This is a genomic window from Actinomycetospora sp. TBRC 11914, assembly GCF_012933465.1.
Lineage (GTDB): Bacteria > Actinomycetota > Actinomycetes > Mycobacteriales > Pseudonocardiaceae > Actinomycetospora.
Genome location: NZ_JABBND010000006.1, coordinates 18,811 through 41,794 on the forward strand (window position 1 = coordinate 18,811; position 22,984 = coordinate 41,794).

Consider the following 22,984-nt stretch of genomic DNA (forward strand, 5'->3'; position numbering starts at 1 on the left):
AACGTCAGCGGTGTCGCATCGCAGACACGGGATTCAATGCAGCACGCCGATAGGGTCCGAAAAGCCACACCGTCGCGCCCGACGTCCGCTCACCGTCGGTCGCGCAGGTCCTCCCGCGGGGACAGCGCCGCGGCGGCCACGTACTGGTACACGTAGCGGACCTCCTCGCCCTGGCTGATCGGGACGCACACCCAGCCGACCCACTCCCCCGTCGTCGTGCGCCGCCACCCCAGGAGCTCCCCGGGGACGCGGCTCTGCAGGTCCACGCCCTCCGGGTACGCCCGCGGCGGGCGCCCGGACGGACGGGGGTACGCGACGGCGAGGTCCACCCAGACCCGGCGGACCTCGGTGCGCTGCAGGGCGCCCGATCGCTCGTTCCGGCGCTGCGCCGGACCCCGCTCGTCGAACACGTGTTCGATGATGACGCGTGGGCCCGGCCGAGCGCCACCGGGCCCGCCGATGTCACTCGCCGGGCCGTCACACCGCCGAGAACGCCGCGTCCACCACCGCCCGGGCGTGCCGGGTGACGCGGCGGTATTCGTCGATGCACGCCCCGGGGTCGTCCTCGGGGTAACCCAGCGCCGACGCGATCGCCGCCAGCTCCCGCCCGGAGCGCGGCAGCTGGTCGGTGGGCTTGCCCCGCACGAGCGTGGCCACCCCGCGGGCGCGGGTCGCCGTCGTCCACCCCGCCGCGAGCGCCTCGGCGTCGTCGTCGGAGAGCAGCCCGGCCTCGGCGAGGGCGCGGAGCGCCTCGAGGGTGGAGGTCGTGCGCAGCGACGGCAGCCGTCCGGCGTGCTGGAGCTGCAGGAGCTGCACCGTCCACTCGACGTCGGCGAGCCCGCCGGTGCCGAGCTTGGTGTGCAGCGCGCGGTCGGCACCCCGCGGGAGCCGCTCGGCGTCGACCCGGGCCTTCATCCGCCGGATCTCCATGGCCTGCTCCTCGGGCAGGCCCTCGGCGGGGTAGCGGTACGGGGCGATCATCTCCTCGAAGCGCTTCCCCAGCGCCGCGTCGCCGGCGACGGGACGGGCGCGCAGCAGGGCCTGCCGCTCCCAGGTGGCCGCCCACCGGCGCAGGTAGTCCGCGTACGAGGACAGCGTGCGCACGAGCGGGCCGGAGCGGCCCTCCGGGCGCAGCTTGGTGTCGACCTCCAGCGGCGGGTCGGGGCTCGGCGCCCCGAGGGCCGCGGTCACGGATTCGACGACGGCCCGGGCGTAGTTCGTCGCGTCCTGGTCCGAGACGCCCTCGGCGGGCTCGCACACCACGACGACGTCGGCGTCGGACCCGTAGCCGAGCTCCGCCCCGCCGAGCCGGCCCATCCCGATGATCGCGATCGTGGCGGGGCGGGTGCCCGATCCGTCGATGGCGTCGCCCGCGCGCTCGCGCTCGGCCGCGTCCAGCGCGGCCTGCAGCACCGCCACCCAGACGCTCGACAGCGCCGCGCACACGTGGGGCACGTCGGTGAGCCCGAGCAGGTCGGCGCACGCCACCCGCAGCAGCTCCACCCGGCGCAGCGAGCGGGCGACGTTGCCCGCGGAGCGCGGGTCGGTGTGCCGGGCGACGGCGGCCCGCAGCGAGCCCGCGACCTCGTCGGGGTCGCGGGCGACGAGGTCCGCGGACGGACCGTCGCCCCCGAGCAGCCGCAGCACCTCCGGCGAGCGCGGCATCATCTCCGCGACCCACCGCGAGGTGCCCAGGACGTAGCAGAGCCGGTCCGCGGCGAGGCCCTCGTCGCGGAGCAGCGCAAGGAACCACGGGGTGTCGGCGAGCGCCTCGGAGACCTTCCGGTAGGCGAGCAGGCCGTGGTCGGGGTCGGCGGTGGTGCCGAGCCGGTCGAGCAGCACCGGCATGAGCGCCCGCTGGATCCGCGACGCCCGGGTGGTCCCGGACGTGAGCGCCGCGACGTGCTTGAGCGCCCCCGCCGGCGAGCTCCAGCCCAGCGCCGCGAGCCGCTTCGTCGCCGAGGACTCGGTGAGCACGAGCTGCTCGCCCGGCACCCGCGCCACCGACTCCAGCAGCGGCCGGTAGAAGAGCTTCTCGTGCAGCCGCCGGACCCGGACGGTGTTGCGGGCGAGCTCGGCCTGCAGCACCCCGACGGCGTCGTGGCGCCCGTCGGGCCGCAGCTTCGCCGCGCGCGCGAGCCACCGGAGGCTCGTCGTGTCCTCGTCGGAGGGGAACAGGTGGGTGCGCCGGAGCTTCTGCAGCTGCACCCGGTGCTCGAGCATCCGCAGGAACCGGTAGGACGCGGCGAGGTTCGCGGCGTCGTCGCGACCCACGTACCCGCCCTCGCCGAGCGCGGCGAGCGTCTCGAGGGTGTTCTGGCCGCGCAGCGTCTCGTCGCCGCGGCCGTGGACGAGCTGGAGCAGCTGGACGGCGAACTCGACGTCGCGCAGCCCGCCCCGGCCGAGCTTGAGCTCGCGGTCGGCGACGTCGTGGCGGATGTGGTCCTCCACGCGGCGGCGCATGGCGCGGACGTCGGCGACGAAGTCGTCACGCTCGGCGGCCTGCCAGACCATCGGGGCCAGCGCGTCGCAGTACTCCTGGCCGAGCGCGAGGTCGCCCGCGACCGGCCGGGCCTTGAGCAGCGCCTGGAACTCCCAGGTGCGGGCCCAGCGCCGGTAGTAGGTCTCGTGGCCCTCGAGGGTCCGCACGAGCTGCCCGGAGCGGCCCTCCGGGCGCAGGTTGGCGTCGACCTCGAGGAAGGCCTCCGTCGCGACCCGCATCATCGTCGCGGCCACCCGGGTCGCCGAGTCGACGCTCCCGTCGGCGACGAAGATGACGTCGATGTCCGAGACGTAGTTCAGCTCGCGGCCGCCGCACTTGCCCATCCCGATGACGGCGAGGCGGGCCTCGCCGGCGCGCTCGGCACCGACCTCGGCGCGCGCGACGGCGAGGGCGGCCTCCAGACCGGCCGCGGCCACGTCGGCGAGCTGGCCGGAGATGACGTCGACCGGCCAGAACGGGAGCTCGGGTTCGCACACCGACTGGAGGTCGGCGGCGGCCAGCAGCAGCACGTCGTCGCGCCAGGCCAGCCGGAGCTGCTCGACCGCCGCCGGCCCCGTCACCGCCGCGACGGGGGTCTCCTCGTCGGCCTTGGCGCCGACGGCGTCGAGATGGGTGCGGCGCCGGTCGGCCGCCGAGGGCATCCGGGACGCGTCGTGCACCCGGCCCGGGGCGAGGACGGTCCGCAGCAGCCGCCACCGCTCGGGCTGGGCGACGAGGTGGTCGCCCAGCGCGGTCGAGCCGCCGAGCACCCCGAAGAGCCGGCCCCGCAGCCCCTGGTCCTCGCGCAGCGCGGCGTCGAGCTCGGCCCAGCCCTCCTCGCCGGCGGCCTCGCGGAGCCGCTCGACCGCCAGCAGCGCGAGGTCCGGGTCGGCCGCCCGCGCGAGGGCCCACACGACGAGGGCCGCCCCCGGCACCGCGTCGTCGCCGTCCCACCAGCCCAGCGCCGCGAGGCGCGGGCCGGCGTCCGCGTCGGTGAGGCCGAGGCGGGCCGGGGCCCGGGCGGGGCGACGGTCCCGCGCGGCACGGGGAGCGGTCATGGCGCCAGCCTAGGTGAACGGATGTGGTCGCCCGGACGACCGAATCCGTTCACGTCACAGGATGGGCAGGTACGTCGAGAGCTCGTACGGGGTCACGTTGCGGCGGTACGCGTCCCACTCGGTGCGCTTGTTGCGCAGGAAGAAGTCGAACACGTGCTCGCCGAGGATCTCGGCCATGAGGTCGGACTGCTCGAAGGCCTGCAGCGCGCCGTCGAGGTTCTGCGGCAGCGTCTGGTAGCCCATCGCCCGCCGCTCGCCCTCGGTGAGCGACCAGACGTTGTCCTCGGCCGCCGGCGGCAGCTCGTAGCCCTCGGAGATCCCCTTGAGACCGGCGCCGAGGATCACGGCGTAGGCGAGGTAGGGGTTCGCCGCCGAGTCCAGCGACCGCACCTCCACCCGCCGCGACGACGCCTTGCCCGGCGAGTACATCGGCACCCGCACCAGCGCCGAGCGGTTCGCGTGGCCCCAGCACACCGCCGTCGGGGCCTCGCCGCCGACGACGAGGCGCTTGTAGGAGTTCACGAACTGGTTGGTCACCGCCGACATCTCGCGCGCGTGACGGAGCACGCCCGCGACGAACGCCTTGCCGGTCTTGGAGAGCTCGAACGGCTCGGCGGCGTCGTGGAAGGCGTTCTGGTCACCCTCGAAGAGGCTGACGTGGGTGTGCATCGCCGACCCGGGGTGCTCGGTGAACGGCTTGGGCATGAACGAGGCCCGCACGCCCTGGGTGATCGCCACCTCCTTGACCAGGTAGCGGAACGTCATGATGTTGTCCGCCATCGTCAGGGCGTCGGCGTAGCGCAGGTCGATCTCCTGCTGGCCGGGCCCGCCCTCGTGGTGGGAGAACTCGACGGAGATGCCCATCGCCTCGAGCGCCTCGATGGAGCGCCGCCGGAAGTGCGGCGCCACGTCGTGGCTGGCCTGGTCGAAGTAGCCGCCGGTGTCCGCCGGCATCGGGGGCGTCCCGTCGTCGGGGAGGCCCCGCAGCAGGTAGAACTCGATCTCCGGGTGGACGTAGCAGGTGAACCCCGCCTCGGCGGCGCGCGAGAGCGCGCGGCGCAGCACGTGGCGCGGGTCGGCCCACGACGGCGAGCCGTCGGGCATCGTGATGTCGCACAGCATGCGGGCCGAGTAGTGGTCGCCCTCGGCGTCCTCCCACGGCAGGACCTGGAACGTGGACGGGTCCGGTTTGGCGACCATGTCCGATTCGTAGACGCGGCTGAAGCCCTCGATGGACGAGCCGTCGAACCCGATCCCCTCGGCGAACGCCCCCTCGAGCTCGGCCGGCGCGATGGCCACCGACTTGAGGTACCCGAGGACGTCGGTGAACCAGAGCCGCACGAAGCGGATGTCGCGCTCGTCGAGCGTCCGCAGGACGAACTCCTGCTGGCGATCCATGTCCCGACCCTAAGGAGACGGTGTTACAGGGACGTCACAGGGGGGTCCTACCCTGCCCACCCGGTCGAGGGGTCCTCGTCACCCGTTGTCGGGGCACCGGGCGTTCGCCGGCGCCGGGGTGCCGTCCACCAGGTAGCGGGTCACGATCGCGTCGACGCAGGGGAAGCCCTGGAAGGACGCGGTGTGCTGGTCGCCGACCTTGGTCAGCAGCGACCCGTGGAGGTCCTTCGCGAGGTTGACCCCGGACTGGTAGGGCGTGGCCGGATCGTCGGTGGTGGACACCACGAGCGGCGGGGCGAGCCCGGCGACCTGCGGGACGTGCGGGCCGTCGGTCGCGGGGACCGGCCAGAACCCGCACGTGTCGAGCGCCTGGCTCGGGCCGCGGCCGGAGTCGAGGAACGGGGCCGCGGCGTTGTAGCGCCGCGCCTGGTCGAGGGCCTGCGCGTGGTCCTTGATCTGCGGGTCGTCGACGCAGCGCACGGCGTTGAACGCGTCCTGCTGGGGCGAGTAGGTGCCGTCGGGGGCGCGGTCGTAGTACTCGTCGGCGAGCCCCATCAGGGTCTGGCCGTTGCCCTGGGTGAGCTCGGTGAGGCCCTGCCGCAGCTGCGGCCACAGCGAGGTGGCGTAGAGCGCCTGGATGGTGCCCTGCTGGGCGTCGCCGTAGGAGAGCTCACGGCCGTCCGGCAGCGGGATCGGCTTCGCGAGCAACGGGCGGGTCAGCTGCTGGAAGCGGGCGGTCGCCTGCCCGGCGTCGGTGCCGAGGGGGCAGCCGGGCTTGGTGGCGCAGTCCTTGGCGAACGCGGTGAAGACGTCCTGGAAGCCCTTGCCCTGGTCGACGAGGGCGTCCGTCGAGTTCTGCGTGGGGTCGACGGCGCCGTCGAGGACCATCGCGCGGACGTTGCGGGGGAACTCCTCGGCGTAGGTGGAGCCGATGTGGGTGCCGTAGGAGTAGCCGAGGTAGGTCAGCTGCCGGTCCCCGACGACGCCGCGCAGCACGTCCATGTCGCGGGCGACGTCCCGCGTCCCGACGTTGGCGAGGAACTCCGCGCCGGTCTTCTGGTTGCAGCCGTCGGCGGTCTGCCGGGCCGTGGCCTCGGCCTTCGCGACGCCGGCCGGCGACGGGTCGAGGATGTCGACGGTGCGCTGGGCGTCCTGCTGCTGCGCGGTGAGGCAGTGGATCGTCGGGGTGCTCGCGCCGATCCCGCGCGGGTCGAACCCGACGAGGTCGAACTTGCGGGCGACCTCGGTGTTCTTCATCAGCAGCGAGAGCTGGGAGGCGATCTCGATCCCGGACGCCCCCGGCCCGCCCGGGTTGACCAGCAGCGACCCGATGCGCTGGGTGGGGTCGGTGGCCTGCAGCCGCGAGATCGCGAGCTGCGCGGTCGGCCCCTGCGGGTTCGAGTAGTCGATCGGCACCTCGACCTTGGCGCACTGCAGGCCGGGCTGGCCGTAGTACTGGCGCTGGTCGTCCGTGGTGGCGAACGGCACGCAGGAGCCCCAGGCCGGGCGCTGGGTGTAGAAGCGCTCGAGGCCGGCGGGGATCGCGCCCGGTGCGGCGTCGGCGGTGCTCGTCGTGATCGGCGACGGCGGGGCCGAGCCGGGAGCGGCGCCCCCGCAGGCGGCGGCGGTCACGAGGACCGCGACGACGGCGGCCGACCGCAGGATCGTGCGCGCGCGACCCCGTGGGGCACGGCCGGGACCACCGCCGGCGTCGTCGTGCCCACCGTCGGTCCCCGCGCCCCGTCGCCTCACGGCGGTCATCCTCGCAACCCCCGAGCGGGCGCCACGTTCGGCCCCACGGCCGAGCCGTCGGGGGCGGCCGGGCGTCGCCGGCAACGGCACGTTCCTCCCACCAGACGCCGGGACGGCGCCGCTCACCCATCGGGGGGCGGGCCCGCTGTGAAGCTCGTCCCACCGGGCCCCGCGTCGCTTCGCGCGGGGCACCCGCGGTGCGACGCTCACCGCACCACGACCCTCGGCACGCCCGGGGACCCGCGCCCGCGGGCCTCGAGGCAGGAGGACGGAGACGATGACGTCACCCGAACCGCAGGCTGCCCAGCTGACGCTCCCCAAGCGGGTCCGCATCCACCACGTGCAGCAGTGGAAGGACGCGGGTGAGCGCTGGCCGATGCTCACCGCCTACGACTTCCCCACCGCGAAGGTCTTCGACGAGGCCGGCATCCCGGTCCTGCTCGTCGGCGACTCCGCGGCGAACAACGTGCTGGGCTACGACTCGACCGTCCCGGTGTCGGTCGACGAGCTGCTCATGCTGACCAAGGCCGTCGTCCGAGGGGCGTCGCGGGCGCTGATCGTCGCCGACCTCCCCTTCGGCTCCTACCAGTCCTCCCCGGCGCAGGCCCTGGAGACCGCGGTGCGGTTCTTCAAGGAGGGCGGCGCGGCCGCGGTGAAGCTCGAGGGCGGCGCCCACTACGCCGGTCAGATCCGTGCGCTCACCGACGCCGGCATCCCCGTCATGGCCCACCTCGGGTTCACCCCGCAGAGCGAGCACGCGCTCGGCGGCTTCCGGGTGCAGGGCCGCGGGGCGGGCGCGGAGAAGCTCGTCGAGGACGCGCTGGCCGTCCAGGCCGCGGGCGCGTTCGCGGTGGTCCTCGAGATGGTCCCGGCCGACGTCGCGAAGCGGGTGACCGCCGAGCTGCGGGTCCCGACCATCGGCATCGGCGCGGGCCCCGACACCGACGCCCAGGTGCTCGTCTGGCCGGACATGGCCGGGCTGAACACCGGGCGGGTGCCGCGCTTCGTCAAGCGCTACGCCGACCTCGCCGGGGTGCTGGGCGGCGCCGCCGCGCAGTTCGCGCACGAGGTGCACGAGGGCGTCTACCCGACGGCGGAGCACTCCTTCTAGGTGGCCTACGGCCCTGTGAGCACAAAATGTCGCTATACCGACATTTTGTGCTCACGAGGCCGGAGGCCACCTCGGGACCGAGGTCCCGCGATGTCGGGCCGAGGGCCCGGTGGGCCGCGCCGTCCGCGGTCGGACGATGCGGCGGGATCGCCCCCCGGCGATCCCGCCGTCACCGACGCAGAGGGGCTCACGAGATGACCACGGCCGAGCGCGAGACCACCACAGGACAGGCGGAACGCAGCGTCCCCAAGCCGGTGTTCACCGACGCCGAGGCCGGGGCGAAGGAGTTCCCCGACTCCGGTCCGGGTGCCCGCCGCTACAACTACTTCAGGCCGGCGAAGCGCAAGCAGACCCACTACGAGGACGTCACCGTCGAGGTCCAGCCCGACCCCCGCCACTACCTGACCCAGGGCTGGCTCTACGGCTTCGCGGACGGCACCGGCGGCTACCCGCTGGACTGGACGAAGCTCAAGGCGTGGGGCTCCGGCGATCCCGAGCCGCAGCGCGGCCCGGGGTCCGGCGGTCTCCCGGTGCAGCACTGGCCCGCCCACGGGTGGCACGAGTTCCGCGACCCCAACGAGGAGTGGGAACTCACGATGTACCGGTACAACGCCAACGTTGTCCGGCAGTTGAACCAGAACATCGAGAACGCCCGCCAGAACAAGGCCTTCGACGACTGGACCTCGAGCTGGGTCCACTTCGTCGAGCGCAACGTCGGCGCGTGGATGCACATCGAGCACATCCTCGGCCTCTACGTCTTCGCGGCCTGCAATCGTTCGGGCCCGACCAACATGCACAACACCGCGATGGCCGTGAACAGCGAGCACAAGCTCCGCTTCGCGCAGGACCTGGCGCTCTACAACCTGACCCTCACCGAGGAGATCGCGGGCTTCGACGGGGTCGCCCACCTCGACGCCTGGAACTCCGACCCCGCGTGGCAGGGCGCCCGCGCGCTGTGCGAGGCACTCACCGCGGTCGAGGACGACTGGGGCGAGTCGGTGTTCGCCACGAACATCGTGTTCGAGCCGCTGGTGGGTGAGCTGTTCCGCTCCGGACTCGTGATGCAGGCGGCCGCCGGCCAGGGCGACTACGTCACCCCGACGGTGATGGGCGCCGGCGAGTACGACTACGCCCAGCGGGACCTGCGCTGGACGCTCGCCTGCTTCGGTCCCCTCAGCGAGGACCGCGAGTTCGCCTCCCACAACAAGCAGGTCATGGCCGGGTGGCTCTCGACGTGGGTGCCGCGGGCCCTCGACGCCGCCCGCAGCATGGCGCCGATGTGGTCCCTGCCCGACGCCCGGCCGCCCCGGTTCGACGACAGCCTCGCGCGGGCCCGCAACCGTCTCGCCGGGATCCTGTCCGACCTCTCCCTCGACGTCCCGGAGGAGCTCCGCGCCTGACCACCCTCACCCGGCGGGGCCACCGAGCAGGGACCCGACCTCGGCGTGCAGCGCCGCCACGGCGTCGTCGGCGGCCCGGGAGACGCCGGTGAGGCCGAGGAACCCGTGCACCAGCGACGGGTGCTCACGCCGCCGGACGTCGACGCCGGCCGCGGCCAGGGCCTCGGCGAAGGTGTGCCCGGCGTCGCGCAGCGGGTCGAACCCCGCGGTGGCGACGATCGTCGGTCCGAGCCCGGCGAGGTCGGCGCGCAGCGGCGAGAGCCGCGGCTCGCCGCGCGGGGAGGTCCCGGCCAGGTAGAGCCTGCTGCAGGCCACGACGTCGGCGGCGGTGAGGAGGTATCCGTCGGCGTTCTCCCGGACCGACGGGTAGCGGCCCTCGAAGTCCGGGGGCGGGTAGACGAGCAGGGTCACGACGGCGGGTGTGCCCGCGTCGCGCCGCGCGAGCGCGGCGCCGGCGACGAGGTTCGCGCCGGCGCTGTCGCCGGCGAGCCCGAGGCGGGCGGGGTCGGCGTCCCAGCGGTCGGCGTGGCGGACGACCCAGTCGACCGCGGCCAGGACGTCGTCGTGGGGCGCCGGGAAGGGGTGCTCGGGGGCGAGGCGGTAATCGACGGCGACCACGACGGCGTCGGTGTCCTCGGCGAGGCGTCGGGCGACCGGGTCGTAGGCCCCGCCGCCTCCGAGGACCCATCCGCCGCCGTGCACGAACACCACCAGCGCCCCCGACGCACGGCCCCCGGGGCGGTGCACCCGCAGCGGCACCGGGGCGTCCGTGACGAGCTCCGGGCGGCCCTCGGCGGGGCGGACGGTCTCGGCCAGGAGCGCGGCGTAGCGGGCACGCGCCGCGGCCACGCCCTCGGGGGTGTCGGTGCCGGCGAACATCGCCGGTTCGGCCCGGTCGCGCAGGCGCCCGAGCAGCGCCGCGACGTCGGGATCGAGGTCGTCGGCCGGGCGCTCGACGGCCGCATCGGGAGGGTTCGCGGCGGACACGTCCGGACACCCTAGGCCCGCAACCACCCCACCGTGTGCTGGTCCGTGCGGGGGAAGAGCGCGCAGACTGAGCGGGACCTCCCCGTCCCGCCGGCCGTTGCCGAATCGACACCTCCGCGGAGGGCAACCGCGCCCGGGACAACACGTCTGACTCCGTGCCGGGCTCGATCGATTCACGAGCGGGTCCGGTGCCCTTCTTCCCCCCGCTCGACCGGTCCGCTCCCGACCCAGAAGGATCCCGCGCTCCCGATGGCACTGCCCTGGCCCCACAACACCCCGACCCTGCCCCGCGTCGGTCTGCCGGACCTGCGCGCCGATCAGCCCACCACCGCGGCCCGCCCGACGCCGGAGTGGCTCGTGCGCGCCCGCGACGTGGCCACCTCGCCGGTGACCGCGCTCGTCGTCATGCTGCTGGGCCTCATCGGCCTGTTCGTGCTGCCGATGGTGGGCCTGCCCTTCGTGGCCCTCGTCGTCCTGCCGATCGTCATCTATCAGTTGCGCGCCGAGCAGCGCCGCAACCTGCGTCTCGGGCGCCACTGACCCGACCGCCGTGGCCCGCCCCCGGTTCCCGACGGAGCCGGGGGCGGTGTCGTCGGTGGACCCTCGTCAGTAGGAGTTCACGCCCGAGGACGCGGCCGCACCGATGATCGCGACGACGATGAACACGACCGCGAGCACGGCGAACGCGATGACGATGTAGCCGATGATCAGGCCGGCCAGCGCCAGCCCGTCGCCCGACTCGTTGCTCTCCCGGATCTGGCGGCGCGCGATGTGGCCGCAGATCACCCCGCCGATGGCCGTGACCCCGAAGAACAGCAGGCCCAGCAGCGAGAGCACCAGCGAGACGATCGCCAGGCCGTTGGTGGGGCCGGTGCCGGGGGCCGCGCCGAACGCGTTCTGCTGCGGGTAGCCGGGCTGGCCGTAGTACCCCGGCTGCCCGTATCCCTGCTGGCCGTACGCCGGTTGCCCGTACCCGGTCTGCCCGTAACCGGGCTGCCCGTAGCCCTGCTCTCCGTACCCGGTCTGCCCGTAGCCCTGCTGGCCGTAGCCGGTCTGGGGCTGGCCCGGCTCGGACCAGGCGGTGTCGCCGGACGACTGCTGGCCGTACGACTGCCCGTACGACTGCCCGTACGGCTGCCTCCCGGCGGACTGCTGGCCGTACCCGGGTACCGCCGACGAGCCGGACTCGGGCCCCGACGAGCTGCCGGGGTGCGCGGTGGGCGGGGGGTGGCCCGTCGGCTCCTCCGTGCCGGAGGACCCGGCCTGCTCGCCCTGCGGCCGCGCGAACGGGTCGGCGTCCTGGGGTTCGCGATCCGACTCACTCATCTGGTCCATCCCGGGGTCGGGGGCGGCCGGATCGGGGCCGCTCGTCTGACGCGGCATCTTCGCACGCATCACCGACAGGCAGCGCCCAACAGCGCGAATCGGGCCTACGGGATCAGGACCTCGCGCGTCCCCCCGGGCCGGAGCCGGCGTGCTCCGCCGATCCCGACGACGAGGCCCGGCCGGCTCCCGAGGACGCCGGGGGCGTCGGCGCGGACGGGAGCGCCGACGACGTGGACCGGGCCGGGGTGCCGACGCTGGGCGTCGTCGGCGACGGCCGGGTGGTCGAGGTCGGCGACGGACGGGTGGTCGACGTCGGCGACGGCCGCGACGTCGTGGTCGGCCCGGGGCGCGTCGTGGAGGACGGCGTGGCCGGCGACGTCGTCGTCGTCGCCGCGGTCGTCGGCGAGGTCGTCGACGAGCCACCGGCGGCCGGCCCGCCCGGGCCCGAGCCGGGCCCGCCCGACCCCGAGCCGGGCCCGGCGGGGGCCGCCGCCGCGGGCGACCCGGCCCCGGCCCCGGAGCCACCTCCGCCCGGGGCACCGGCCGCACCGCCCACCACCGGGGCCGCCGCCAGGGGTGCGGCGACCCCGCCCGTCTCCCCCGGCCCGGGCAGCGGCCCGCGCTGCGCCCGCAGGTCGACCTGCGTCGCCGACGGCGCAGCGACCGCGCTCGGCACCGGCCCCAGGTCGGTGATGGCGGGGGCGGCGATGCTCGCCATGCCTGTCGGCACCGCCGGGCCCTGGGGAGTCGGGGTCGAGGAACCGGCGAACAACGCCCCGAGCCCGGGGGTCATCGCCAGCGAGGTCGAGGTGCCCGCGACCGTCTGGAACACCGCCGTGCTCAGCGCCGCCGCCCCCATGAGCGACACTCCGGCGACCGCGACCCGACGTCGTCGTGCCCCGGGGCCGTCGTCGGCCACCGTGAGCGGGACCCACGGCGCCAGCGCCGCGTCGACACCGCCCAGCACCCCGTCGACACGCGCGCCCGACGTGCTCGCTCCCACGCATTCCTCCCGCCTCCGAGTAGGCCCCCGACTCCCTCCCGGGGCCACGGCACCCGGACTCCTGCCCGGTCCCGGGCGCCGTGTGCCCAGTCAAACGGACGAAAGGCGTAGTCGTCCTTCTGACGATCAGGCGGAAGATCCTGCGTCCGAGTGGGCGTGGGCCTCACCGACGGAGGTGCCCTGGCAGGCCGGGTGGACCAGCGCGAACGTCTGCCGGTCGCGCGCCGGGTGCCGCTCACCGCGTCACGCCGGGCAGTCGTCCGGGGCCGACCGGACGGCGTCGGCCCGCCGTCGTCCCCCGAACAGCCCTACGATGCCGCGGTGCCTCCCGCCGCGCCCGCGTCCCGCTCCGCCCCGGACGACGGCCCCGGCGCGTCCGCCGACCGGGCACCGGCCCCGACGTCGTCGCCGGTGCCGGCGGCGCTCGACGCGGCCGTGCGCGAGGCGGGGTCGGTCCTCGGCCGACTGGGGTCGGCCGCGGTGAACGTGCGCGACCGCGTCTGGCACGGGCACCTCGCGGACACCCGGCGGCGCCCGCGCACCACGGTGACCGGCGGGCGCGGGTGGACGCTGCACCGCTACGAGCCGCTGCCGGACGCCCCGGCGGGGATCGGGCTCCCGATCCTGCTCGTGCCCCCGCTCGGGGCCCCCGACCTGGCCTTCGACCTGCGCCGCGGCAACAGCCTCGTCGAGTTCCTCCTCGGTGAGGGGCGCACCGTCTACATCGTCACCTACGACCCGGCCTTCTGGAGCGGCCGCCGCCGGGGGCTGGAGACGTGGATCGACGACGTCGTCCCGACCGCGGTGGCCCGGGTGTGCGACGACGAGGCCGGGCCCGGCGGGGAGCCGCGGCCCGTGCACATCGCGGGATGGAGCCTCGGGGGCCTGTTCGTGCTGCTCACCCCGGCCGCCCACCCGGAGCTGCCGATCGCCTCGGTGACGGCGTTCGCGGCGCCGGTCGACGTCGCGGCGGTGCCGATCGTGGCCCCGTTCCGGTCGATCGCTGAGTACACCGGCGGGCAGATCTTCACGACCCTCTACCGGCTGCTCGGCGGGTTCCCCGCGCCCGCGGTGCGCGCGGCCTTCCAGCTCGTCAGCGTCGACCGGTACCTCACCAAGCCGGTGACGGTCCTGACCCACCTCGACGACCGCCAGCTGCTCGAGCAGATGGAGGCCGTCGACATCCTGATGAACAACATGGTCGCCTACCCCGGCCGCGCGTTCGGGCAGGTCTACCACCACGTGATCCGGCACAACGAGGTCGCGACCGACTCGGTGGAGATCGGCGACCGCCCGGTCCACCTGGCCGACGTCACCGCGCCGGTCCTGCTCATCGCGGGCTCCGACGACGGGATCGCCCCGGTGGACGCGGTGCGCCGCGGCACCGAGCTGCTGACGTCGTCGTCGGACCTGCGCTTCTCCGTCGAGCCGGGCGGGCACCTCGGGGTCCTCGCCGGCCGCCGGGCGCACGACCACTCGTGGGCGACGTTCCTGGACTTCGTGGCCGCGCACGACGACGAGGGCCGATAACCACACGGGTGTCATTCGGGCCCGGGGGCGGGCGGGGTGATCACCGCCGGGTGTCGTACCGTCGCCACGCCCTGCTCCCCCGTGGAAGGACACACCGCGTGGCCGTCACCCTCAAGGCAGCTCTCCTCGACTCCGACAAGCGCGGATACGTCGTCGACGACCTGGCCCAGCTGGTCGACGACGAGGTCAAGGACAAGAGCGGACTGTCGGGCGGCATGATCAAGACGGGGTACGCCGCCGTCAAGAAGGTCAAGCCCGGCATCATCTGGGGCGCGATCAACACGCTCCTCGACGAGTTCGTCGAGGCCCTCGAGCCCCACTGGACCGCGTACCAGGCGGCCCCCACCGGCGACTTCGGCGCCTACCTCGCGGCCCACTCCGGCCCGGTGTCGGAGGCCCTGCTGGGCGTCACCGACCGGCGCGCCGCGAAGTCGGACCGGGCCGCCGTCACCTCGGTCTACTCGAAGCTGCGGCCCAAGGCCCAGGAGAACGTCGTCGAGGCGCTGCCGCGCCTCGGGGCCGTCGTCGAGAAGCACGCCGGCCAGTAGGCGCGCGCACGACGTCGAGGGGCACGTCTCCCGGAAGGGGGACGTGCCCCTCGCTCGTTCACCCTCCGCTCGGAGAGGTGACCGGAGGGTGACGCCTGGGAGAGGGTGATCCGATGCACATCCTCACGGTCCTGTACGGGCAGCCCGACGACCCCGCCGCCTTCGACCAGCACTACAAGAGCACCCACGCCCCGCTGGCGGAGAAGATCCCCGGGGTGCAGAGCTTCACCTACCGGCACCTGGCGACGCTCGACGGTTCGCAGCCGCCCTACTACCTGATCGCCGAGGTCGCCTTCGACTCGCTCGAGTCGCTCCAGTCCGGGCTGCAGACGCCCGAGGGCCAGGCCGCCACGGAGGACGTCCCGAACTTCGCCACCGGCGGCGCGACGTTGCTGGTCGCGCACGACTAGGTGCGCTCCGCGCTCGTGAGCACTAAATGTCGCTATAGCGACATTTAGTGCTCACGAGGCCGGAGGCCACCTAGCGGACCTGGTGCGGCAACCGCCGGATCGACCCCTCGGCGCGGAGATCCGCCAGGGTCGGGTAGCCGTCCACGGCCATGATCAGGTCGGTCTCGGCCAGCACCGAGCGCAGGTGGTGCACCACCCCGTCCTCGCCGCCGAGCGCCAGCGCGTACGCGTAGGGCCGCCCGAGACCCACCGCCGTCGCCCCCAGCGCCAGCGCCTTCGCGACGTCGGCCCCGCTGCGCACCCCCGAGTCGAACAGCACCGGCACGTCCCCGGCCGCGGCGACGACGTCGGGCAGCGTCTCCAGCGCCGGCAGTCCCCCGTTGGCCTGGCGCCCGCCGTGGTTGGAGCAGTACAGCCCGTCGACGCCGAGGTCGACCGCGCGCCGGGCGTCGTCGGGGTGGCTGATCCCCTTGAGCAGGATCGGCAGGTCGGTGGCCTCGCGCATCCACGTCAGGTCGTCCCAGCCGACGCTGTTGCCGAACAGCCGCGACCACAGCGACACCGCCCCGCGGAGATCCTCCTCTGGCGGCGCGTCGAGCAGCGCCCGGAACGCCGGGTCGGAGAAGTAGTTGGCCAGGCAGTGCCCGCGCAGCTGCGGGAAGTTCGCGGTGTTGAGGTCGCGCGGGCGCCACCCGGTGACCCAGGTGTCGAGGGTGACGACGAGGCCCGAGAACCCCGCCTTCTCCGCGCGCTGGACCAGTGAGACCGCCACGTCGCGGTCCTTCGGCGTGTAGAGCTGGAAGAAGCCCGGGGTGTCACCGAGGGCGGCCGCGACGTCCTCCATCGGGTCCTGGGTGAGCGTCGACATCACCATCGGCACCCCCGTCCGGGCGCAGGCGCGCGCCACCGCGAGGTCGCCGTGGAAGTCCTGCGAGCAGATCCCGATGACGCCGATCGGGCAGCAGAACAGCGGGGTCGGGAGCTCCACGCCGCAGATCGTCGTCGTGAGGTCGCGCTCGTAGGCGCCGGCCATCATCCGCGGCACGATCCCCCACCAGCCGAACGCCTCCGCGTTGCCGCGCTGGGTGCGCTCGTCGCCCGAGCCGCCAGCGACGTAGTTCAGGATCCAGTCCGGCAGCGCCGCGCGCGCCGCCTCCTCGAGCCCGGCGAAGTCGACCGGCCAGCGCGGCAGCACGCCCTTCAGCCCGGCCCCGTAGATCTCCAGCTGGTAGTCGCCGTACTGCATCGTCGGCCCTCCGACCCGTCGCGCGCGGTGCGTCCGCAGAGCACAGAAGCACACCCGCGCGCCGAGCGCCCCCGACGACGGGTCACGACCGCACGCCCTCCCGCACCCCGCGCAGCGCCTCGGCCCAGCTCACCAGCTCGCCGAGCATCATCGCCAGCGACCGCTCCGCCCGCTCCCCCGCGACGACGGCCCCGTCGACCGGGACCTCGACACCCACGGCCAGCCGCACCGACGTCCGGACCGTGGCCACCCGCAGCTCGCCGAGCACGACCCGCAGCTGCTCGATCGCCACCGCGCCGCCCGCGTGCACGCCGTAGCCCACGAAGCCCGCCGCCTTGTCGTTCCACTCCGCGAAGAGGTGGTCGAGCGCGTTCTTCAGCGAGGCCGGATAGCCGTGGTTGTGCTCGCCGACCACGAACACGAACCCGTCGTAGCCCGCGACGATCGCCGACCAGCGCCGCGTGTGCTCGTGGACGTACTCGCCCCTGATCGCGGGCGCGGGCTCGTCGAGCAGCGGCAGGCCGACCTCGGCGAGGTCGACGAGGTCGAGCTCGACCGACGACGGGACGAGCGCGCGGCCCCGCTCGAGCACCCACTCCCCGACGCGGGCCGCGGCCCGGCCCGAGCGGGTGCTCCCGACGACGACGGCGAGGCGGGTCATGGGGGACTCCTCCGGCTAAAGTACAGTGACCATAGCACTTAGGAGGCCGGCGGTGACCCGAGCGCGAGCGCGTCCCGGCGGGCGGTCGGCGGCCAAGCAGGAGGCGGTCCTGCGGGGCGGGCTCACCGTGTTCGCCCGCGACGGCTACACCCGTGCCGCGATCGACGCGATCGCCCGGGAGGCGGACGTCTCGACGCGCACCATCTACAACCACTACGCGGACAAGGCCGGGCTGTTCGCGGCGGTGATTGTCGCCAGTGCCACGCGGGTGGCGCGGGCCCGCACCGCGCTGCTCGCCGAGCACCTCGACCGCCCCGACCCCGACCTCGCCGGGCTCGCCCGCGCCTGGGCCACCCCGGACCCGGAGTTCGCCGAGCACTTCGCCCTGGTGCTGCAGGTGCGCGCCGAGGTGCACCACGTCCCGGCGGCGGCCCGCGAGGCCTGGCTCGATGCCGGGCCGCGACGGGTGCAGGCGGCGCTGGCGGCCCGGATCGGGCGGCTCGCGGAGCGCGGCCTGCTGCACGCCGAGGACCCGGACCGGGCGGCCGCGCACTTCGTCGCGCTCGTGGCGGGCGAGGTCAGCTCCCGGACCGTCAACGGGCTCCTCCCGATGCCGCCGGCGGAGATCCACGCGAGCGCCGACGCCGGGCTGGCGGCGTTCCTGCGCGCCTACGGCCCGCGCCGGTGATCGCTAGCCTCGGGATCGTGGAGGAGGCGGCGCTCGTGGCCCGGCTGCGCGCCGCCGGGTGCGTGTTCGCCGAGGAGGAGGCCGCGCTGCTGCTCGCCGAGACCGCCGCCGCCGCCGACCCGACCGCACTCGAGCACCTGGCCGCCCGCCGCGCGGCCGGCGAGCCGCTCGAGCACCTGCTGGGCTGGGCGGAGTTCCGGGGCCGCCGGGTCGCCGTCGCGCCCGGGGTGTTCGTGCCGCGCCGGCGCAGCGGGCTGCTCGTGGACCGGGCCGTCGCCGCCGCGCGGCCCGGCGCCGTCGTCGTCGACCTGTGCTGCGGCTCCGGCGCGCTCGGCGCCGCGGTGGCCGCGGAGGTGCGCGGGGTCGAGCTGCACGCCGCCGACGTCGACGCCGCCGCCGTCGCCTGCGCCCGCCGCACCGTCCCGCCCGGCGCCCGGGTGCACGAGGGCGACCTCGACGACGCCCTGCCCGCCGACCTACGCGGCCGCGTCGACGTCCTGCTCGCCTCGCCGCCCTACGTGCCCACGGCCGGCGTCGCGACCATGCCGCCCGAGGCGCGTGACCACGAGCCGCGCCCCGCCCTCGACGGCGGCCCCGACGGCCTGGACGTGCTCCGACGGATCGCGGCGCGCGCCCCCGGCTGGCTCGCCCCCGCCGGGACGCTGCTGCTCGAGTGCGCCGCCCACCAGGCCGGCGCCGCCCGCGAGGCGGTCGCGGCGGCGGGACTGGCCGCCTCGGTCGGGCACGACGACGAGGCCGACGCGACCGTCGTCGTCGGCCGCCGGGAGGAGCCGCGGTGAGCGTCCTGGACGTCCTCGCCCGCCGTCGGGACGAGGGCAGCGACGACGACGCCGCCCGGGTCGCCCTCGTCGTCGAGGGCGGCGGGAGCCGCGCCACGTTCTCCGCCGGCATGGCGGCCGCCGTCGAGGACCACGGGCTGACCGCGCTGCTCGACGACGTCTACGGCGTGTCGGCGGGCTCGCTCAACGCCGCGTGGCTCGTCGCCGGGAAGGCCCGCGAGGCGATGGCGCCGTGGACGTCCCGCTCGGTGATGCGCGGGACGATCGACCCGCGCCGGGTGCTGCGGGGCGGCCGGGTGGTGGATCTCGAGCACCTCGTGGAGCACGTCTACGTCCACGAGGTGCCGATGCCGTGCGCGACGATCCTCGCGAGCCCGGTGACCTACCACCCGATGGCCACCGACGCCGACACCGGCGCCTCCACCGACCTCGCGCCCCTGCTCTCCGGGCCGGCCGACCTCCGGCGCGCCCTGCAGGCGAGCTCGACGCTGCCGGTGCTCGCCGGGCCGCCGGTCGCGCTGGCGGGCCGCCGCTGGGTCGACGGCGGCCTCACCGAGCCGGTCGCGGTGCACACCGCGCTGGCCCGGGGCGCGACCCACGTGATCGTGCTGCGCACCCACGGCGCCGGGCACGTCCCGGCCGAGCCCCCCGGGGTCGTCGACGCGGTCGTGCGGCGGTGGCTGCGCCGCCATGCGCCCGGCGTCGTCGACGCCTGGGTCCACCGGGCGGAGCGCGCCCGGGCGACCGAGGCGCTCCTCGCCGAGCTCGAGGCCGACGGGCGGCTGCTGCACGTCCGCCCGCCCGACGACGCGCCCGCGGTCTCACGCACCTCGACCGACCTCGGGCTGCTCGCCGAGGCGCTGCGCCTCGGGTACGAGGCGGCGGACGCGCCGCTGCGCGCGGCGCTGACGAGCCCGTCGACCTGACCCGGTCGTCCCGCTGCGGGGAACGCCGGGCTGGACACCGGTGGGTAGCCGCGGTGGCCTCCCGAGGGGAGGCACCCGATGACAGCGACCACGCTCTCGACCGACGACGTCGAGCGGGCGAGGTCCGCGTGCGCGCAGGTGTACTTCCCGCACCGCCTGCGCGTGCTGCACGACCACCGGCACTTCCGGATGCACCTCTCCGCGGTCTCGACCGGGCCCGTCGCGGCGGGCGTGCTCTCCTACGCCGGAGAGGTGGTCATCGAGACCGCCGAGCTGGAGACCGGCTACGAGGTCAACGTGCCCCTCGACGGCCCGCTGCGGACCTCCAGCGGCGACCGGGAGGTGTGCGCGACCCCGACGTGCGCGGCGCTCTACCGGCCCGACGCCCGGGCGCGGCTGCACGGGTGGGCGGGCGGCGGACGGCTGTTCGGGCTCAAGATCGAGCGTGACGCCCTGGAGGCCCACCTCGGCGCGCTGCTCGGCCGCCCGGTGCGCTCGCCCGTCGCGCTCGCGCCGAGCCTCGACCTCACGACGGCGGGCGGCCGCCAGTGGTGGTGGCTCGCGCAGACCGTCGCGGAGCTCGCCGCCGCACCCGACGGCCTCGTCGCCAACCCGCTGGTCCTGCGCCCGCTGACCCAGGGGCTCGTCGCGGCCCTGCTCCTCACCGCGCAGCACCCCGACCGGGACGCCCTCGACGCCGCCCCGCCGCGTCCCGGATCCGCGGCCGTCCGGCGGGCCGCGGCCGCCGTCGAGGAGCGCCCGGACCACCCGTGGACACCCGCGGACCTCGCGCGGCACGTCGGCCTCTCGGTGCGCGGGCTGCACGACGGCTTCGCCCGCCAACTCGGCGTCACCCCGATGGGTCTGGTTCGTGACGTCCGGCTCGGCCGCGCGCACGCCGACCTGCTCGCGGCCGACCCCGCGACGACGAGCGTCGCCGCCGTCGCCTCGCGCTGGGGGTTCGCGCACTTCGGGCGGTTCGCCGACGCCCACCGGCGCCGCTACGGCGAGCACCCGTCGGCGACCCTGCGGCGCTGACTGCGCTGACCGGCTCGGGGCGGTGCCGGGAGCGGCTCGATCGTGACCCGGGGCGTCCCTAGCGTCGTCCGGTGTCCGCAACGAGGAGGCACCGGCGATGACCACCACGGCCGACGCGTTCGACTTCAACCCGATGACGAGCCCGCACCGCGAGGACCCGCACCTGTTCTACCGGGCGGCCCGCGCCCGGCCGATCGCGTTCAGCCCGTCCCTGGGCGCGTACATGGTCACCCGCTACGAGGACCTCTGCGCCGTGATCGACGACCCGGACACCTACTCGTCGTCGATCGCGGTCCCCCGCTTCTACGACAACCCGCCGGAGGTCGTCGCCGAGCTCGAGCGCGGCAACGTCCCCGACGCGACCGCGGTCGTCAACGAGGACGAACCTCGCCACGAGCACTACCGCCGGGTGTTCGACGCCGGGTTCACCGGCGCACGGGTGCGGGCGATGATGCCGACGATGCGGGCGCGGGCCGCGGAGCTCGTCGACGCGTTCGCCGCCGGCCACGCGGACCTGGTCGGCGAGTACGCCGTCCCGTTCGTCCAGACGGTGATCAGTGCGATCATCGGGCTCCCACCGGAGGACACCGCACAGATCCAGCAGTGGACCGACGACGTCGTCATGCTCTGGAACCCGCTCGCGCCGGTGGAGGCCCGTGTGGAGTCCGCCCGGCGACTGGGCGACTACACCGCCTACCTGCAGGAGATTATCGACGCCCGGCGAGCCGAGCCCCGCGAGGACCTGATCTCCGACCTCGTCCACGGCGCCCACGGGTTCCCCGGCGTCGGGGACGAGTACGTCCACACCATCGCCCGGGGCGCCGCCCGCGTCGCGGGGTTCGACACCACCCGCGACGCGATCACCGCGACGATGCTCGCGATCCTCCAGAACCCCGACGTGTACCGGCAGGTGACCGACGACCCGGCGCGCGCGATCCCCCGCGTCACCGAGGAGGCGCTGCGCCGCGACGCCCCGCACCGTGGACTGTTCCGCATCACCACCCGGGCCACCGAGCTCGGCGGCACGCCCCTGGAGGCCGGGACCCCGCTGCTGCTGCTCTTCGGCTCGGGAAACCGCGACGAGACCGTCTTCCCGGACCCGGACGCCGTCGTGCTCGACCGCCCCAACGTCCGCGACCACCTTGCCTTCGGCCGCGGCCTGCACGTCTGCCCCGGCGCGCCGATGGCGCGCGCCGAGATCCGGGTCGCGCTGGAGACGCTGCTGCGCCGACTCCCGGGGCTCCGGCTCGCCGCGGACTACGAGCCGACCTTCATCGCCAGCTACTTCTTCCGCGGTCTGGAACGCCTCGACGTCGTCTGGTCGTGAATTCCGGTCGTCGCATCGTGTCGCGCTCACCATGGTGGGATCGCTCCACCACGGGGCACCCGGGGAGCAGCCACCCCGAGAGGACCCCCCGTGAGCCGCCACGCCCTGATCTCCGGCGCCAGCATCGCCGGGCCCGCCCTCGCCCACCAGCTCCACGCGCGGGGCTGGCGCACCACCGTCGTCGAACGGGCGCCGCGGCTGCGCGACGAGGGCCAGAACATCGACATCCGCGGGGCGGGGCGCCAGGTCGCGCGGCTCATGGGGATCGAGGACGCGGTGCGTGCCGGCGGGACCGGCGAGGTCGGGCTGAAGATGGTGCGCGAGGACGGGTTCGCGTTCGCCACCTTCCCCGCCGGCGACAACGACACCGACGGCCCTACCGCCGAACTGGAGATCCTCCGCGGCGAGCTGTCCCGGGTCCTCTACGAGCGCACCCGCGACCACACCGACTACCGCTTCGGCGAACAGATCCGCGACCTCACCGACCACGGCGACCACGTGACGGCCGACCTGGCGAGCGGCGACCGGGTCGACGCCGACCTCGTCGTCGTCGCCGAGGGCACCCACTCCCGGACGCGCGACCTGGTCATCCCCGGCGCGCGGCTCGACGAGCTGGGCCTCTACATCGCCTACCTGACCATCCCGCAGCTTCCCGACGACGACCGCTGGTGGCGCTGGTACCACGGGCCCGGCTCGCTGGGGGTGAGCCTGCGTCCGGACAACCTCGGCACCACGCGGGCGATGCTGAGCTTCCTGTCCGACGTGCGCGGGCTCGAGACCCTCTCGCGCGCCGACCAGGTGACGATCCTGCGCCGGACGTTCGCCGACGTCGGGTGGCAGGCGCCCCGCGTGCTGGAGGCGCTCGACGACGCGCCGATGTACTTCGACGCGATCGCCCAGGTCCGGCTCGACCGCTGGAGCCGCGGGCGCGGCGTGCTGCTCGGCGACGCGGCGTGGGCGGCCGGACCGTTCGGCACCGGGACGAGCCTCGGGCTGACCGGCGCCTACGTGCTCGCGGGCGAGCTGGACGCCACCTCCGACCACCGGACGGCGCTGGAGCGCTACGAGCAGCGGATGCGCCCGTTCGTCGACCGGGCCCAGACGGTGCGGCCGAGCGTGATCCGGGCGATGAACCCGACGTCGTCGCTCGGGGTCACGCTGCACCGGGCCGCGTTCCGGACCGCGGCCGAGGTCTCGAAGCGGCTCGGCGTGCTGGTCAACGCGATCGCCCGGCCGCCGTCGGACGCGATCGACCTGCCGAGCTACCCGGAGCCGGTCGCGGCCTGACCCGAC

The 22,984-nt window shown here is 75.0% G+C and carries 21 protein-coding genes; 12 read left to right on the top strand and 9 right to left on the bottom strand.

Annotated elements, in window-relative coordinates:
• Positions 1-89: 89 nt before the first annotated feature.
• The 4 genes from HH311_RS11905 to HH311_RS11920 form a co-directional block, all read right to left on the bottom strand.
• Positions 90-410, bottom strand: coding sequence for a hypothetical protein (locus HH311_RS11905; protein ID WP_169183882.1), 321 nt, complete (start codon positions 408-410; stop codon positions 90-92).
• Between the two features lie 67 nt (positions 411-477).
• Positions 478-3,540 (bottom strand): bifunctional [glutamine synthetase] adenylyltransferase/[glutamine synthetase]-adenylyl-L-tyrosine phosphorylase, encoded by a 3,063-nt coding sequence (locus HH311_RS11910; protein ID WP_169183883.1) that lies wholly within the window; start codon positions 3,538-3,540, stop codon positions 478-480.
• A gap of 54 nt (positions 3,541-3,594) precedes the next feature.
• Entirely contained in the window at positions 3,595-4,938 is a 1,344-nt protein-coding gene (locus HH311_RS11915; protein ID WP_169183884.1) for a glutamine synthetase family protein, read from the bottom strand.
• A 78-nt stretch (positions 4,939-5,016) separates the two neighbouring features.
• On the bottom strand, positions 5,017-6,570 hold the full coding sequence (locus HH311_RS11920) for an alpha/beta hydrolase (protein WP_396027438.1): 1,554 nt from the start codon (positions 6,568-6,570) through the stop codon (positions 5,017-5,019).
• 397 nt (positions 6,571-6,967) lie between these two features.
• On the opposite strand from HH311_RS11920, the gene panB reads away from it, so the two are divergent.
• On the top strand, positions 6,968-7,801 hold the full coding sequence (panB, locus tag HH311_RS11925) for a 3-methyl-2-oxobutanoate hydroxymethyltransferase (protein WP_169183886.1): 834 nt from the start codon (positions 6,968-6,970) through the stop codon (positions 7,799-7,801).
• Between the two features lie 194 nt (positions 7,802-7,995).
• On the top strand, positions 7,996-9,201 hold the full coding sequence (locus tag HH311_RS11930) for a toluene hydroxylase (protein WP_169183887.1): 1,206 nt from the start codon (positions 7,996-7,998) through the stop codon (positions 9,199-9,201).
• A 6-nt stretch (positions 9,202-9,207) separates the two neighbouring features.
• Here the strand turns inward: HH311_RS11930 and HH311_RS11935 are convergent, their stop codons facing one another.
• Positions 9,208-10,188 (bottom strand): alpha/beta hydrolase, encoded by a 981-nt coding sequence (locus tag HH311_RS11935; RefSeq protein ID WP_169183888.1) that lies wholly within the window; start codon positions 10,186-10,188, stop codon positions 9,208-9,210.
• Positions 10,189-10,437: 249 nt separating this feature from the next.
• Between HH311_RS11935 and HH311_RS11940 the strand changes: the two genes are divergently transcribed.
• Positions 10,438-10,728, top strand: coding sequence for a hypothetical protein (locus HH311_RS11940; RefSeq protein ID WP_169183889.1), 291 nt, complete (start codon positions 10,438-10,440; stop codon positions 10,726-10,728).
• Between the two features lie 66 nt (positions 10,729-10,794).
• On the opposite strand, the gene HH311_RS11945 is transcribed toward HH311_RS11940, so the two are convergent.
• Positions 10,795-11,514: a DUF4190 domain-containing protein gene (locus HH311_RS11945; RefSeq protein WP_169183890.1), complete on the bottom strand. Its 720-nt coding sequence runs from the start codon at positions 11,512-11,514 to the stop codon at positions 10,795-10,797.
• A 112-nt stretch (positions 11,515-11,626) separates the two neighbouring features.
• The gene (locus HH311_RS11950) at positions 11,627-12,517 is read right to left on the bottom strand and encodes a hypothetical protein (protein ID WP_169183891.1); all 891 of its coding nucleotides are present in this window, start codon (positions 12,515-12,517) and stop codon (positions 11,627-11,629) included.
• A 321-nt stretch (positions 12,518-12,838) separates the two neighbouring features.
• On the opposite strand from HH311_RS11950, the gene HH311_RS11955 reads away from it, so the two are divergent.
• The 3 genes from HH311_RS11955 to HH311_RS11965 all read left to right on the top strand — a co-directional run bounded on the left by HH311_RS11955 (position 12,839) and on the right by HH311_RS11965 (position 15,005).
• A complete protein-coding gene (locus HH311_RS11955) occupies positions 12,839-14,047 on the top strand; it encodes an alpha/beta fold hydrolase (RefSeq protein WP_169183892.1) in 1,209 nt (402 codons plus the stop codon).
• 98 nt (positions 14,048-14,145) lie between these two features.
• Positions 14,146-14,595, top strand: coding sequence for a DUF6918 family protein (locus HH311_RS11960; RefSeq protein WP_169183893.1), 450 nt, complete (start codon positions 14,146-14,148; stop codon positions 14,593-14,595).
• Positions 14,596-14,708: 113 nt separating this feature from the next.
• A complete protein-coding gene (locus tag HH311_RS11965; protein WP_169183894.1) occupies positions 14,709-15,005 on the top strand; it encodes an EthD family reductase in 297 nt (98 codons plus the stop codon).
• A gap of 70 nt (positions 15,006-15,075) precedes the next feature.
• Here the strand turns inward: HH311_RS11965 and HH311_RS11970 are convergent, their stop codons facing one another.
• Positions 15,076-16,251 (bottom strand): alpha-hydroxy-acid oxidizing protein, encoded by a 1,176-nt coding sequence (locus tag HH311_RS11970; protein ID WP_169183895.1) that lies wholly within the window; start codon positions 16,249-16,251, stop codon positions 15,076-15,078.
• Positions 16,252-16,333: 82 nt separating this feature from the next.
• Positions 16,334-16,912, bottom strand: coding sequence for an NADPH-dependent FMN reductase (locus HH311_RS11975; RefSeq protein WP_169183896.1), 579 nt, complete (start codon positions 16,910-16,912; stop codon positions 16,334-16,336).
• A gap of 52 nt (positions 16,913-16,964) precedes the next feature.
• Here HH311_RS11975 and HH311_RS11980 point away from each other — a divergent pair, with 52 nt between their 5' ends.
• From HH311_RS11980 to HH311_RS12005, 6 genes are all read left to right on the top strand, one after another.
• Complete coding sequence (locus tag HH311_RS11980) at positions 16,965-17,600, top strand: TetR/AcrR family transcriptional regulator (RefSeq protein WP_169183897.1); 636 nt, start codon at positions 16,965-16,967, stop codon at positions 17,598-17,600.
• A gap of 17 nt (positions 17,601-17,617) precedes the next feature.
• Entirely contained in the window at positions 17,618-18,400 is a 783-nt protein-coding gene (locus HH311_RS11985) for a putative protein N(5)-glutamine methyltransferase (RefSeq protein WP_312030096.1), read from the top strand.
• Positions 18,397-19,326 carry a patatin family protein gene (locus HH311_RS11990; RefSeq protein WP_169183899.1) on the top strand — a complete coding sequence of 310 codons (930 nt, stop codon included), beginning with the start codon at positions 18,397-18,399 and terminating at the stop codon, positions 19,324-19,326. Before HH311_RS11985 ends, HH311_RS11990 begins: the two co-directional genes overlap by 4 nt.
• A gap of 78 nt (positions 19,327-19,404) precedes the next feature.
• Positions 19,405-20,364, top strand: coding sequence for an AraC family transcriptional regulator (locus HH311_RS11995; RefSeq protein ID WP_169183900.1), 960 nt, complete (start codon positions 19,405-19,407; stop codon positions 20,362-20,364).
• Between the two features lie 97 nt (positions 20,365-20,461).
• On the top strand, positions 20,462-21,691 hold the full coding sequence (locus tag HH311_RS12000) for a cytochrome P450 (RefSeq protein WP_169183901.1): 1,230 nt from the start codon (positions 20,462-20,464) through the stop codon (positions 21,689-21,691).
• Between the two features lie 90 nt (positions 21,692-21,781).
• Complete coding sequence (locus HH311_RS12005; RefSeq protein ID WP_169183902.1) at positions 21,782-22,978, top strand: FAD-dependent monooxygenase; 1,197 nt, start codon at positions 21,782-21,784, stop codon at positions 22,976-22,978.
• Positions 22,979-22,984 lie beyond the last annotated feature (6 nt).

What these genes read in the sequence shown, in the direction of transcription:
- HH311_RS11910 (WP_169183883.1), bottom strand. Translation starts at nt 3,540, where the DNA reads ATGACCGCTCCCCGTGCCGCGCGGGACCGTCGCCCCGCCCGGGCCCCG.
- HH311_RS11915 (WP_169183884.1), bottom strand. Translation starts at nt 4,938, where the DNA reads ATGGATCGCCAGCAGGAGTTCGTCCTGCGGACGCTCGACGAGCGCGAC.
- panB (WP_169183886.1), top strand. Translation starts at nt 6,968, where the DNA reads ATGACGTCACCCGAACCGCAGGCTGCCCAGCTGACGCTCCCCAAGCGG.
- HH311_RS11930 (WP_169183887.1), top strand. Translation starts at nt 7,996, where the DNA reads ATGACCACGGCCGAGCGCGAGACCACCACAGGACAGGCGGAACGCAGC.
- HH311_RS11940 (WP_169183889.1), top strand. Translation starts at nt 10,438, where the DNA reads ATGGCACTGCCCTGGCCCCACAACACCCCGACCCTGCCCCGCGTCGGT.
- HH311_RS11945 (WP_169183890.1), bottom strand. Translation starts at nt 11,514, where the DNA reads ATGAGTGAGTCGGATCGCGAACCCCAGGACGCCGACCCGTTCGCGCGG.
- HH311_RS11965 (WP_169183894.1), top strand. Translation starts at nt 14,709, where the DNA reads ATGCACATCCTCACGGTCCTGTACGGGCAGCCCGACGACCCCGCCGCC.
- HH311_RS11970 (WP_169183895.1), bottom strand. Translation starts at nt 16,251, where the DNA reads ATGCAGTACGGCGACTACCAGCTGGAGATCTACGGGGCCGGGCTGAAG.
- HH311_RS11975 (WP_169183896.1), bottom strand. Translation starts at nt 16,912, where the DNA reads ATGACCCGCCTCGCCGTCGTCGTCGGGAGCACCCGCTCGGGCCGGGCC.
- HH311_RS11995 (WP_169183900.1), top strand. Translation starts at nt 19,405, where the DNA reads ATGACAGCGACCACGCTCTCGACCGACGACGTCGAGCGGGCGAGGTCC.
- HH311_RS12000 (WP_169183901.1), top strand. Translation starts at nt 20,462, where the DNA reads ATGACCACCACGGCCGACGCGTTCGACTTCAACCCGATGACGAGCCCG.